The organism is Gulosibacter sediminis, from assembly GCF_023370115.1.
GTDB classification, from domain to species: Bacteria; Actinomycetota; Actinomycetes; order Actinomycetales; family Microbacteriaceae; genus Gulosibacter; species Gulosibacter sediminis_A.
Map to the genome: position 1 here is coordinate 1,962,988 of NZ_CP097160.1, position 12,986 is coordinate 1,975,973.

General features: G+C 67.4%; 12 protein-coding genes. 3 read left to right on the forward strand and 9 right to left on the reverse strand.

From position 1 onward, the window contains the following. Window positions 1–9: 9 nt before the first annotated feature. From obgE to M3M28_RS09085, 7 genes are all read right to left on the reverse strand, one after another. Window positions 10–1,542 carry a GTPase ObgE gene (gene obgE, locus M3M28_RS09055; protein ID WP_249386148.1) on the reverse strand — a complete coding sequence of 511 codons (1,533 nt, stop codon included), beginning with the start codon at window positions 1,540–1,542 and terminating at the stop codon, window positions 10–12. 134 nt (window positions 1,543–1,676) lie between these two features. Next, a complete protein-coding gene (gene rpmA, locus M3M28_RS09060) occupies window positions 1,677–1,934 on the reverse strand; it encodes a 50S ribosomal protein L27 (RefSeq protein ID WP_125107128.1) in 258 nt (85 codons plus the stop codon). Window positions 1,935–1,954: 20 nt separating this feature from the next. After that, complete coding sequence (gene rplU / locus M3M28_RS09065) at window positions 1,955–2,263, reverse strand: 50S ribosomal protein L21 (RefSeq protein WP_249386149.1); 309 nt, start codon at window positions 2,261–2,263, stop codon at window positions 1,955–1,957. Window positions 2,264–2,457: 194 nt separating this feature from the next. Then, window positions 2,458–5,733 (reverse strand): Rne/Rng family ribonuclease, encoded by a 3,276-nt coding sequence (locus tag M3M28_RS09070; protein WP_249386150.1) that lies wholly within the window; start codon window positions 5,731–5,733, stop codon window positions 2,458–2,460. A gap of 458 nt (window positions 5,734–6,191) precedes the next feature. After that, complete coding sequence (locus M3M28_RS09075; RefSeq protein ID WP_249386151.1) at window positions 6,192–6,827, reverse strand: cyclase family protein; 636 nt, start codon at window positions 6,825–6,827, stop codon at window positions 6,192–6,194. 98 nt (window positions 6,828–6,925) lie between these two features. Continuing rightward, window positions 6,926–8,293, reverse strand: a complete 1,368-nt coding sequence (locus tag M3M28_RS09080) for a purine-cytosine permease family protein (RefSeq protein WP_249386152.1) — start codon at window positions 8,291–8,293, stop codon at window positions 6,926–6,928. Further along, window positions 8,290–8,718 (reverse strand): nuclear transport factor 2 family protein, encoded by a 429-nt coding sequence (locus tag M3M28_RS09085; RefSeq protein ID WP_249386153.1) that lies wholly within the window; start codon window positions 8,716–8,718, stop codon window positions 8,290–8,292. The genes M3M28_RS09080 and M3M28_RS09085 overlap by 4 nt, the downstream gene beginning before the upstream one ends. 159 nt (window positions 8,719–8,877) lie before the next feature. On the opposite strand from M3M28_RS09085, the gene M3M28_RS09090 reads away from it, so the two are divergent. The 3 genes from M3M28_RS09090 to M3M28_RS09100 all read left to right on the forward strand — a co-directional run bounded on the left by M3M28_RS09090 (window position 8,878) and on the right by M3M28_RS09100 (window position 11,558). Next, a complete protein-coding gene (locus M3M28_RS09090; protein WP_249386154.1) occupies window positions 8,878–9,456 on the forward strand; it encodes a helix-turn-helix domain-containing protein in 579 nt (192 codons plus the stop codon). Window positions 9,457–9,554: 98 nt separating this feature from the next. Further along, the gene (gene speB, locus M3M28_RS09095; RefSeq protein WP_249386155.1) at window positions 9,555–10,520 is read left to right on the forward strand and encodes an agmatinase; all 966 of its coding nucleotides are present in this window, start codon (window positions 9,555–9,557) and stop codon (window positions 10,518–10,520) included. A gap of 189 nt (window positions 10,521–10,709) precedes the next feature. After that, the gene (locus M3M28_RS09100) at window positions 10,710–11,558 is read left to right on the forward strand and encodes a DUF559 domain-containing protein (protein ID WP_249386156.1); all 849 of its coding nucleotides are present in this window, start codon (window positions 10,710–10,712) and stop codon (window positions 11,556–11,558) included. Between the two features lie 529 nt (window positions 11,559–12,087). On the opposite strand, the gene ndk is transcribed toward M3M28_RS09100, so the two are convergent. Further along, on the reverse strand, window positions 12,088–12,501 hold the full coding sequence (ndk, locus tag M3M28_RS09105; RefSeq protein ID WP_249386157.1) for a nucleoside-diphosphate kinase: 414 nt from the start codon (window positions 12,499–12,501) through the stop codon (window positions 12,088–12,090). 39 nt (window positions 12,502–12,540) lie between these two features. Further along, entirely contained in the window at window positions 12,541–12,984 is a 444-nt protein-coding gene (locus M3M28_RS09110) for a DUF4233 domain-containing protein (protein ID WP_249386158.1), read from the reverse strand. Window positions 12,985–12,986: the final 2 nt, after the last annotated feature.

The following is a 12,986-nucleotide window of genomic DNA, read 5'->3' on the forward strand; positions in this document are numbered from 1 at the left end:
GCTACCATCCTAGCGCGAGTTCTCAGCCGATTCGGCCGCGTCGTCGTCGCCGTTCCAGATGCCGGCCTTGCGTTCGTCCTCAAGCTGCTCGCGGGCGGCCGCCTTCGCGTCCATCCAGCGGTAGTAGTCCTCGCGGCGCTCCTTCGTGGTGCGGCGCGTGCGGTCCTCGAAGCGGATGTCCGAGCCGCGCGCCGTCATCACCTCGGCGGCCGACGAAAGCGTCGGCTCCCAGTCGAAGATCATGCCGTCGCCCGGGCCGATCACCACGGTCGAGCCGGCCTGCGCGCCCTTCGCGACGAGGGCATCCTCGAGGCCGAGCTTCGCGAGGCGGTCGGCGAGGTAGCCGACGGCCTCGTCGTTCGCGAAATCGGTCTGCGCCACCCAGCGCTCGGGCTTGCGGCCGAGGATGCGGTAAATGTCACCCCAGGTGCCACCCTCGACGCGGATTGTGTAGTCCTTCTCGTCAACCGCCTTCGGGCGAATGACGATGCGCTCGCGCTGATCGGTCTGCTCGGCACGCGCGGCGCGGGCCTGCTCGACGATGTCTCCAAGCGCGAAGCCGAGCTCACGCAGGCCCTCGTGCGAAACGGTCGACACGAGGAACACCTTGTAGCCTCGCGCCTCGAGATCGGGGCGGATGAACTCGGCCAGCTCGCGCGCATCCGGCACGTCGATCTTGTTCAGCGCGACGATCGCGGGCCGCTGCGTGAGCGGTGTCTGCCCCTCGGGCACCTCATAGGCGTCGAGTTCGGCGAGGATGATGTCGAGGTCGCTGAGCGGGTCGCGACCCGGCTCGAGCGTGGCGCAGTCGAGCACGTGGAGGAGCGCCTCGCAGCGCTCGACGTGGCGAAGGAATTCGAGGCCAAGGCCGCGCCCCTCGCTCGCGCCCTCGATGAGGCCCGGCACGTCGGCCATTGTGAAGCGGCTGTTGCCGGTCTCGATGACACCGAGGTTCGGGTGCAGCGTGGTGAACGGGTAGTCGGCAATCTTCGGCTTCGCGGCGCTCATCGCAGCGATGAGCGAGCTCTTACCGGCGCTCGGGTACCCCACGAGCGCAACGTCGGCGACCGTCTTGAGCTCGAGCACGAGCTCGGTCGTCTCGCCCGGCGTGCCGAGCAGCGCGAAGCCCGGCGCCTTGCGCTTCGAGTTCGCGAGCGAGTTGTTGCCGAGGCCGCCGAGGCCACCCTCGGCCGCGACAAAGCGCATCCCGGCCGTGTCGAGGTCGACGATGACCTCGCCATCGCCGTCGCGCACGACGGTGCCAACGGGCACGGGCAGCTCGAGGTCGGCGCCCTTCGTGCCGTTGCGGTAATCGCCCATGCCGAAGCCACCCGAGTCGCTGCGCTGGTGCGGCGTGTGGTGGTAGGTGAGCAGGGTGGTCACATCGGGGTCGGCGACGAGCACGATGTCGCCACCGTCACCGCCGTTGCCGCCGTCAGGGCCAGCGAGCGGCTTGAACTTTTCGCGGCGAATCGACATGCAGCCATTGCCGCCGTCGCCAGCGCGCAGGTACAGACGTACCTCATCGACGAACGTTGCCATGAATGCTCCTTCGTTCCCGTTCCATTGTGCCGCCCCGCGTGGCGCCCGTGTTCAGGCCACGTGCGGCAATGAAAAAGGGGCGGAGAGTGTCCGCCCCTTTTTCAAAGTGTGCCGGTTTGCCGGCTCACAGCACCCTATTCGGCTGCTGCGACGATGTTCACGACCTTGCGCATGCCCTTGGCGCCGAACTCGACCTTGCCGCCCGCGAGAGCGAAAAGGGTGTCGTCGCCGCCACGGCCGACGTTAACGCCGGGGTGGAACTTGGTGCCGCGCTGGCGGACGAGGATCTCACCGGCGTTGACTTCCTGACCAGCGAAGCGCTTCACACCGAGACGCTGAGCGTTGGAGTCGCGGCCGTTCTTGGACGAGCTTGCGCCCTTCTTGTGTGCCATTTCAGTATGCTCCTGACGACTTACTTAATGTCGGTGATCTTGACCGTGGTGAGCTCCTGGCGGTGGCCCTGGCGCTTCTTGTAACCGGTCTTGTTCTTGTACTTCATGATGCGGATCTTCGGGCCGCGGAGGTTCTCAACAACCTCGGCCGAGACCGTCACCTTTGCGAGCTTGTCAGCGTCGCTGGTGATCTTGTCACCGTCGACGAGCAGCACGGCGGGCAGAACAACCTTGCCCTTGTCGTCTGCGACGACGCGGTTCATCGTAACGACCGAGCCAACCTCGACCTTTTCCTGCCGGCCACCGGCGCGCACTACTGCGAATACCACTTCAGCTACCTTTTCTTTGTGCTCGGCGACCGAAGTCGCTTCGCGAACGATTTGCGTGACGTGCCGGTGCACGTACCCTGACGCTCTCATTGCGCGGCCGACGCCGCGTCGCTCGAAGAGCGTGCAACAGCGACCTACTTTAGTCGATTCTTCGGGTGAGCGTCAACCCTCGGAGTCGACCCGCTCGCGGGGAGCTACTCCCCCGTGATCGGGCCCGTCGTGATGCGCCGACGACGCTTCGGCGAGCTGGTCTTTGGCGCCTCGGCGGCCGGAGCCGGCTCGGCGCTGGCCTGCGGCGCGGCCTGTGGCTGCTCCTTGGGCTCGGCCGGTTCGGCGGCGGGCTCGCTCGGCTCGGCGCTGGTGCCCGCGAGCGAGTCGAGGGCGGCGTCGAGGGATGCGAGGCTCAGCGACGCATCGACCTTCAGCTCGGCCTTCGGCGCCGGCTCCTTCGCTTCGGGCAGCTCAATCGAGAGCGCCGACTCGCGGCGCGCCTCGCTGCTCGAGGCGTCAGCCGTCACCGTGCCCGTGCTCACGCGGCGGCGACGCGGCTTGGATGCGCGGGGCGCCTCCTCGGCCTTCGTCGCGTGCTGCGCGGCGGTGGCGGCGTCAGTGCGGTCGGTTGCATTGCGGTCACTGCCGCTGCGGTCGCTATTGGTGCGGTCGCTGGCGCCGCGGTCGTTTGCCGAGCGGTCGTTGCCGTTGCGGTCACCGGCCGACGCATCCTGCTGGGCCGAATCGCGGCTGTCGCGGGCGTCGCGGCTGTCGCGCGCATCCTGCTGGCCATCGGCCTGCTCGGCGTTCGAGTTCTGCGACTCATCGCCCTGCTGCTCGACGTTACGGTTGCGACCGCGGCCGCCGCGGCGCGAGCGCCGCGAACGACGGCCCTCACCGTTCGAGTCGTTGTCGTTCGACGCTTCGCCACCGGCCGCGAGCACATCGGCGGCCGGCTTGCCGGACGCTGCCGCGGCAGCCGCATCCGCGAGCTTTTCAGCCGCCTCGCGCACCGCCTCGTCGTCCTTCGCCGACACCATGGTCGACGCGGCGATCTTCGTCAGCGCGTTGCGGGCGTCGTCGGTGATCTCGTGGGTGCCGCCGCTGTTCGAACCGTTCTGCGTCTGGTTCTGGTTTTGGCCCTGGTTTTGGTTGCGACCGTTGTCGTTCTGGCCCTTGTTGTTGCCGCGGCGCGACTGCGAGCGGCCCTTCGACTGGTTGCTGTTGCCGCCGCCGTGGTTGACCGGGTGCGAATGCACGACGACGCCGCGGCCGGCGCAGGCAGCACAGGGCTCCGAGAAGGTCTCGAGGAGGCCAAGACCGATCTTCTTGCGAGTCATTTGCACGAGGCCGAGGCTCGTCACCTCGGCGACCTGGTGCTTCGTGCGGTCGCGCGAGAGGCCCTCAACGAGGCGGCGGTGGACGAGGTCTCGGTTCGTCTCGAGCACCATGTCGATGAAGTCGATGACGATGATGCCGCCGATGTCGCGCAGGCGCAGCTGGCGGATGATCTCTTCGGCCGCCTCGAGGTTGTTCTTCGTGACGGTCTCTTCGAGGTTGCCACCCGAGCCGACGAACTTGCCGGTGTTGACGTCGATGACCGTCATCGCCTCGGTGCGGTCGATGACGAGCGAACCACCCGACGGCAGCCAGACCTTGCGGCTGAGCGCCTTGTCGATCATGTCGTTGACCTTGTACTCAACGAAGATGTCGTCGCCGGTGTACTTCTCGACGCGCTCGAGCAGGTCGGGGGCGACCTGACCGAGGTAGGTCTTGATCGTCTCGAGCTCGGAGTTGCCCTGGATGATCAGCTGGTGGAAGTCCTCATTGAAGACGTCGCGGATGATCTTGATGAGCATGTCGGGCTCGGCGTGGAGCGTCTTCGGGCCCTTGCCTGCCGAGGCGACCTGCTTCTGGATGTCTTCCCACTGGCGCGTGAGGCGCTCAACGTCGCGCTGCAGCTGCTCCTCAGTCGCGCCCTCGGCGGCGGTGCGCACGATGACGCCAACGCCGTCCGGCAGCACCTCCTTGAGGATCTTCTTGAGGCGCGTGCGCTCGGTCTCGGGCAGCTTGCGGCTGATGCCGTTGAGCGTGTTGCCGGGCACGTACACGAGGTAGCGGCCGGGCAGCGAGATCTGGCTCGTCAGGCGGGCACCCTTGTGGCCGACCGGGTCTTTCGTGACCTGGACGAGCACCTTGTCGCCGGGCTTGAGGGCGTTCTCGATCTTGCGGGCCGTGTTGGGGCCGAGCTTCGCGGCGCTCCAGTCGACCTCGCCCGAGTAGAGCACGGCGTTGCGGGCCTCGCCGATGTCGACGAACGCGGCCTCCATGCTCGGCAGCACGTTCTGCACGCGGCCGAGGTAGACGTTGCCGATGAGCGAGACGTCTTCATTGCGGGCGACGTAGTGCTCGACGAGGATGTTGTCTTCGAGCACGCCGATCTGCACGCGGCCGTCCTTGGCGCGCACGAGCATCTTGCGGTCGACCGACTCGCGGCGGGCCTGGAACTCGCTCTCGGTGACGACGGTGCGGCGGCGGCCGAGCTCGCGGCTCTCGCGGCGGCGGGCGCGCTTCGCGGCGAGACGGGTCGAGCCCTTGACGGCCTGCGGCTCGTCGATGACCTCGTCGTCGGTGTCGTCGTCGAAGTCGCTGGTGTCGCGGCCTCGGTCGCTCGCGCGGTCGCGGCGCTGGGGTTCGCGCTGCTCGCGCTCCTGCTCGCCACCGCGGCGGCCGCGGCGCGAGGTGCGGCGGCGCTTGCCGCTGCCGGTCTCGTTGTCGTCGCCGTCGTCGTTCGAGTCGTCACGCTGCGGCTCGCGCGGTTCGTTGCGGCGGCCGCGCGGTGCCTCGGGCAGCGGCGGCAGATCGGGCGCGAGGAAGAAGAGGGTGCGCTGCGTGATGACCTCGGGGATGCGCGGGTCGCGAGCGTCCTCGGGCTTTTCGGCGTCGTCGGCCTTGGTGGCGTCGTCAGCGCCCTCGGCGTCGGCTGCCTTTGCGGTGTCGTCGGCCTTCTCTGCGTCGCCAGCCTTGTCGGTGTCTTCGGCCTTTGACGTAGCGTCTGCCGAGGCATCGCCCTTCGCGCTGTCGTCAGCAGTTGCGGCCGCGTCGTCACCCTCTGCGGCGTCAGCCTTGGCAGCGACTGCGCTGTCGGCGTCGCTGGTCTCAGCCGAGTCGGCGGTCTCGGTCGCCTCTGCGTCGGCGTCGGTCTTTGCGTCGTCCGAAGTCACGTCGGCTGCAGCTTCGCCCTCGTTTGACTCGGCGGCAGTGCCTGCATCGGCGGCTTCGGTCTCGCCGGCAGCCTGGTCAGCTTCCTCGGCCGTCTCGTCAACCTCGGCGTCGGGCGCGGGCTGCGACTCTGCGTCGGTCGCTGCGGCGTCGACTGCGTCGCTCGTCGCCTCGGTCTGAGGCTGCGTGGCGTCGTCTACCTGGTTCGCTTCGTCGTTGGAGTTATTGGAATCGTTGTTGTGGTTGTCCACCGTCACTGGGGTGCTCCTGCTGTCGCCGACCAGTCGCTGGCGCGATTCCTGGTCGGAACTCTGTCTTGGCCGCGGTCAGCCCGCGGGAAATCTGTCGTCGTGGGTACGGCGTGCCGCTGGTGCGGCGGGAGCGGTTGCTCCGAAAGTCTCAGTACGCTTTCGCGCACTCTGACAGTATCGCACGGTGCCGCTCCGACTGGCTCGGCCAGTGACCCCGAACTCGGCACTTTGTCGGTACCCCTTTGTACGACTGCGGCAGGGATGCAGTACGCAACGAACCACGCCGAGCTCAGACGACGTAGCCGCCACGAAACCAACGCGGATCGCGGCGGTCACCCCGCAGAACACGGACGAACGGCGAGATTTTGGGGGTTTGAACGGGCTGAGCCCGTTCAAACCCCCAAAATCTCGCCGTTTGTCCAAGAACTTCGCGTTACGCACCCGCTCACCGCGACCGAGCACTCCTACTGTGCGTCGGCGTAGGCGCGGATCGGGCTGCCGTCGCCGGCGTCGATGCGCAGCGGCACGCCCGCAAAGCGCACGCGCGACGGCAAGCCCGTCATCCCGCGCAGGTTCTCAATGATGAGCCGGTCGCTGCCCAGCACGAGTTGGTGCACCTCGAGTTCGCCGCCGTCGCTCGGGTCGGGGTTGAGCGTGTCCATGCCAAGCACGTGCATGCCGGCCTCGATCAGCGCGCCGCACGCATCGGTGCCGAGCGTCGGATGCTCGAAATACGCAGCCTCGCCCCAGTGCGCATCCCAGCCCGTCGCGAGCAGCACGATGCGCGCGCCGCCGAGCCCGGCATCCAACAGCGGCGCGAGCCGCTCGACGGTGATCACCTCGCGCGGCGCGAGCCCGGGCAGCTGCAGCACGGCCGCCTCGCCGACGATCTCGTCGAGCGCGACCTGGTCGATCGTGCGGCCGCCGGCAATCGAGTGGGCCGGCGCATCGACGTGCGTGCCGCTGTGGCTGCCGAGCTCGAGCCGGGCAACCTCGAAGCCGTCGCGCTCAAGCTCGGCCGACGGCCGCACCGTGACCTCTGGGTCGCCGGGGAATACCGGCATGCCGGTGCCGATCGGGTGCGAAAGGTCGATCAACATGGGGTCACGCTACCTCGGTGTCTTCGGTGAACCTGCCGCTGCCCCGGCGGAACGAATTCCGCGCGAGGGAGCGGGCAGGACGGCCATGAACTTCGCGGCTACGCCGCCTCGGCGAGGTGCTGCGAGCGCGCACCTTCCTCGGCACGAATGCCGGTCGCCTTCACCCACACGAAGTAGACGAGCGCCGACACGAGCACCGTCGGCAGCGCCGCGCCAATCGGCGAGAGCCACACGAACGCGAGCACCCAGTAGGTCGCGCCGCCGACGACCCAGGTGAGGATCGCGCCGATGTTCCAGCCGCCAGCGAACCAGTACTTGCCGCCGCTGTGCCGCAGAATGTCGCGGTCGTAGACGCCGCGGCGCGCGACGTAGTAGTCGATGATCATCACGGCGAACACCGGGATGAACAGCGCGCCGATGGTCGAGAGGAACGTCGTGAACTGGTCGAGCAGGCCGAGCCAGGTCGAGCCGATGACCGACACGATGCCGAGCCCGAGCGCGGTCGGCACGAACGGCAGCGGCTTCTTCAGCGGGAACGCGTGCTGCAGCGATAGCGTCATGCCGAACACGACCATGGTGTTCGTCGCCATCACCGAGAGGAACATGACGATCGCGAGCGGCGCGCCGAACGCGTCGATGACGACGGTCGGGTCGAAGGGGATCGCCTCGTTGCCCTCAAGCAACACGTACGAGATCGCGACGGCGCCGAGCAGCATCGCGAGCACGGTCGAGAGCGTGTAGCCGATGGCCGCACCGGTCGCGCCGGCGCGCGGCGTGCGCGCGGTGCGGGTGAGGTCGGCCGAGAGCACCGTCCACGAAATCGCGGTCGCGAAGACGATGTCGAACACGCTGAGGCCGGTCATACCGAGCTCGGCATCGGCCTGAATCGCGAGGTACTCGCTGAGCGAGTGCTGCCCGAACGCCGAGATGAAGACGTAGGCCATGAAGCCGAGAATCACGAGGCCGAGCCACGGCTCGATCTTCGCGATGCCCTCGTGCCCGAAGATCGCGAGCAGCACGACGACGATCTCGCAGAGGGCGGCGAAGAGCGCGGGGTTCGTGAAGCCGGTCCAACTAAAGATGAGGTAGTCGAGCGAGATGCCGGCCAGCATCGCCTGCACCCACGACCAGCCCATGAGAATCACGAGGTTCGACAGCGCCGGCACGATCGAGCCGCGCAGGCCGAACGAGCCCTTCGTGAGCGCCATCGTCGACAGGCCGGTGCGCACACCCATCACCGCGATGAGCGTGAGCACGCAGGCGCCGAGCACCGTGCCGACGACGATCCAGAGCGCCGACTCAGCGAAGGTGACGCCCGGCACGAACAGCGTGCCGGTGAGCAGCGTCGTGACGACGAGGTTCGCCGCGAGCCAGATGAGCAGGATGCGCCCGCCGCCGAGCGTGCCGCGGATCGGCCCCTCAGCCTGGGTCGCGTCGGCCGATTCAGTGTTGACGTCGTGGCTCATGCCCCTGCCTCGCTTGTTGCGGCCGGTGCCTCGTCGATCGTCGAGAGGTGCTCGTGAATGGCGATGAGTTCGCCGTCGCGGCGCGTGAAGACGATCGTCTCGCGCTCCTTGTACGTTTCGGTCTCGTCGCCGGTGCGCGCGGTGGTCTCGAGCTCGTGCACGAAGATGCCACCCTCGGGGATGAGCTGAATGTGCGTCACGAGGCTGTGGCAGTCGACGACCTCCCAGCCCTCGGCGCGCAGCTCACGCCAGCCCTGCTGCCACTCATCGCGAGCGGTGTGGATCTCGCCGTCGGTGTGGAACGCGAACGAGCAATCGGGCGCAAAGCGGGCGAAATAGTCTGCCTCGTCGTTCGCGGCGAAGGCGGCGACGATCGCCTGCGCGGCCGCCGCGATGTCGTCGACGGTGATGGTGGGGTTCGTCATTGAGTCCTCCGGGAGGTGATCGCCGGCAATCGGCGGGCGCGCAGCTCGCGCAACATTTCACAATTATGCAATCTTTGTTTTCTATCACGCAACCCACGTCGCACGCCGACGTCGCGCATCCTGGTGGATACTGGAGTCCACCCAACGGAAGGACCATCGATGCGCGGCGTCTCCCCTCAGGCAGAATCCCAGGCGGCCCGAATCGGCGCGAAGCTGCGCGCCGCCCGTCGCGCGCAAGGACTCACACTCGCCGAGGTGGCGAGCGGCACCGGCCTGTCGAAGGGGTACATCTCGCGGGTCGAGCGCGACGAGACCTCGCCGAGTGTGGCGACGCTGCACTCGCTGTGCCAGGTGCTCTCCGTGACGATCGGAAGCCTCTTTGACGAACCCGACACCGCGGTGGTGCACCTCGACTCGGCGCCGCACATCAATCTCGGCGGCTCCGGCGCGCGCGAGCAGATGGTGACGCCCCGCGGGCAGTCGGCCGTGCAGGTGATTCACTCGACGATCGAGGCGGGCGCCGACGGTGGCGATGAGCTCTACACGATCAACTGCGACGTCGAGGTGCTGCATGTGATCTCAGGGTCGATCGATCTGCGATTCAGCACCTCGACCCTGCAACTCAAGGCGACCGACACCGTCACGTTCCATGGCGCCGAACCACACAGCTGGCACTGCGACGAAGAAACCCGGCTCATGTGGATCCTCATCCCCGCCCCGTGGAGCAACAGCCACTAAGCAATCTGCCGCAAGTCGGATGCTCAGGACTTGCGCGCGCCGCACCTCGCGCGTAGTTTCGCTATAGACAACTTTTGTAATCTGACAGTGAGGTTGAGATGCGTCCCGAGTACGTGCAGTTTGAGAGCGGCAAGCTAGGCCCCGCCGACGCGAGCAAGTCGCCCCGCTACGCCGACATTGCGACGTTTGCGCGCCTGCCCCGACTCGAAGATGTCGAGTCGGCCGACGTAATCGTCGTGGGCATCCCCTTCGACAGCGGCGTGAGCTACCGCCCCGGCACGCGCTTCGGCCCGTCGCACGTTCGTGAGGCCTCGCGCCTGCTGCGCCCCTACAACCCGGCCGTCGACATCGCGCCGTTCAACGAGGTGCAGGTCGTCGATGGCGGCGACATCCCCGTGAACCCCTTTGACATCACGGAGGCCGTGGCCGAGATGGAAGCCGGCGCCGACCAGCTGCGCGCCGACGGCGCCCGCCTCGTCGTCATCGGCGGCGACCACACCCTCGCGCTGCCGATGCTGCGCTCCGTCGTGAAGCAGCACGGGCCCGTCGCGGTCGTGCACTTCGACGCCCACCTCGACACCTGGGACACCTACTTCGGCGCGCCCGTGACGCACGGCACGCCGTTCCGCCGCGCCTCCGAAGAGGGCCTGATCGACCTCGAGGCGAGCCTGCACGTCGGCACCCGCGGCCCGCTCTACAGCAAGCAGGACCTCCGCGACGATGAGCGCCTCGGCTTTGCGATCATCTCGAGCGACGAGATCGAGAACGAGGGCGTGCCCGCCGCGATCGAGCGGATGCGCACCCGGCTCGGCGACCGGCCCGTGTACCTCTCGATCGACATCGACGTGCTCGACCCGGCGCACGCGCCCGGCACCGGCACGCCCGAGGCCGGTGGCATGACGAGCCGCGAGCTGCTGCGGATGATCCGCCAGTTCTCGGACTTCAACCTCGTCGGCGCCGACGTCGTCGAGGTGTCGCCGCCCTACGACCACGCGCAGATCACCGCGGTGAGTGCCTCGCACGTCGCCTACGAAATCGTGAGCGCCATGGCGGCCCGCCCGTAGCAAGCTAGCGCATAACAAAGCAGCCACGAACAGTGCGGCCCTCGTCTCGACCAGAGGCGAGGGCCGCACCGCTTTCTGCGCTTGACGCACGTGCAGGGCCAGCTTCCGGACGCGTTGTGGATACGTAGCTGTCCACAGCTCTCCTCCATGCCACGCCGCCTTCGGCGGCTCGAGAGGCAGGCTGCCGCCATGCACGACGATCTCGACGCCTATCTCAACCGCAAGCACCAGGTTATCGCGACCGAGGAACTCCATGCCCTTGGCTACGATCGGCACACCATCGGTAAGTTCGTCGCGACTGGGCGGTTAAAGAAGCAGCAACGCGGCTGGTACCGCCTGCCCACAACGCCGCTCACGATGTTCGGGCGTGCCCGGATCGCCGGCGGCGCCGTCACTTGCCTCAGCGCGCTGCAGCACCTCGGCTTTTGGACACCGGAGTTCAACGAACTGCATCTGCACGTGGGCGCCTACGGACTTGGTGAAACGTGGCACCATCTGCCCACGCTCGACCTCCCCGAAGACGCCCTCGACAGCCACGAGGGCATCTTGCTGTGCGCCCAGGACTGCTGTGAACTCGACGAACTCGTGGCGATCCTCGACGAGATGGCCAGGCGCGAACTCGACGTCACGGCGCTTGATGCGCACCCGCTCGCGAAAGAGAAGCTGCAGCGCGCCATCGCGTTGTCGGGGCATCGCGCCGACTCGGCGCTCGAGTCACTCGTGCGGGTGCGGCTTGACCAACTCGGCATCAAGCACCGTCGGCATGTGAAGGTGGGGGTGTTCGAGCTCGACTTTCTCATCGGCGACTACCTCGCCGTCGAGTGCGACGGCTTCGCCTACCATTCGAATCAAGCTGATGTGATCCGCGATCGCAAGAAGGACCGCTACTTCGAGTCGCTCGGCTACTCGATGCTGCGGTTCACGTACTGGGACATCATCGAACGCTGGGACGAGTGCGAGTTGCAGATCCTCGCGATGGTCCGCGCCGAACGGCACCGTTACCCGTCGTCGCGCCGAGTCGCCCCCTTCGCCGTCTAACCCAAAGGACTGTCGAGACGAAGCTCACGGATCGACTCGGGTCGACACACGTGGCGCGCAAGGCAAGGAAGAGCGACGCGCAGTGTCGTTGGGTCGAATTATCGCGTGTTCTGGCGCGCCACTGCGAAGAACTGCGGCCTCGTGAGGCCGGTGACCTCGGGAAACACGGACGAACGCCGAGATTTTGGGGGTTTGAACGGGCTGAGCCCGTTCAAACCCCCAAAATCTCGGCGTTCGTCCAAGAATCTGCGCGGCACTCGGGCCCTGACGCACGAAATGCTGCTCAAACTCGGCCGCCCGGAAACCGGTCGGCGATGGCACTCGGGAACCCACGCCACAGCGTCCGTATTCAGGCGGCGTCAAGCGCGCAGAGAGCGCGAGCGGCCAGACTCGCAGCGAAGCCACTAGCGGTTGCGCCAACCATGAGCAGTAGACAGCACATGACTCGCCACAACGCTATTCACGGCTCCCAAACGCGAATGGTCGCGCCGGGGAACCGGCGCGACCATTCGCGTTGGCGCGAGCAGCGCTAGCTGAACCAGATGCCGAGCTCGCGCTCGGCCGAGAGCGTCGAGTCGGAGCCGTGCACGATGTTCTCGATGACGGCCTTGCCCCAGTCGCGGCCGAGGTCGCCGCGGATCGTGCCGGGCGCGGCAGTCGTCGGGTTGGTCGCGCCGGCGAGCGAGCGGAAGCCCTCGACGACGCCGTTGCCCTCGACGCGCACGGCGACGGTCGGGCCCGACATCATGAACTCGACGAGCGGCTCGAAGAACGGCTTGCCCACGTGCTCCTCATAGTGCTCGGTGAGCAGCTCGCGAGTCGCGCTCACGTAGCGCAGGTCGGTGACGACGTACCCCTTGCGCTCAATGCGGGCGATTACTTCGCCAATGAGGTTGCGGCGAACGCCATCGGGCTTCACGAGAACGAGGGTCTGTTCGGTCATTCCTGCTCCTATTCGTTGCAGCGGATATCGCTGTCGACGTTAGTCGGTGGTGGTTGCGGCGCGCGGGGCGCCAGTGTCGTCAAGCGGGGCGCCGGTTTCGTCAATCTCGCCCGCCGCGAGGGCGCGTTCGAACTCGGCGATGACGGGCGCCCGCTCAGCATCGATCTTGCCGCCGCGGATCATGCAGAACAGCCAGACGGCCAAGAACAGCCCGCCCACGACGAACACGATGGGGTCGAGGAAGCCGCCGAGCGTGAGCACGATCTGCAGCGCGAGCACGTACCAGCGGCCCCAGCTGAACCGCAGGAAGTACACGCCGGCAATGAAGGCGAGCACAAACACGGCTCCGCCGCCGAGCGCGATGCCGGCGGGCAGCGCCCGCAGCCCGAACAGTGCGAGCGCGACGAGCGCGACCGAGATCACCTCGAACGCGATGAGAATCGAGCCAAGCTGCTCGGTGACGGTGCGATACCTCCGCGCCACGC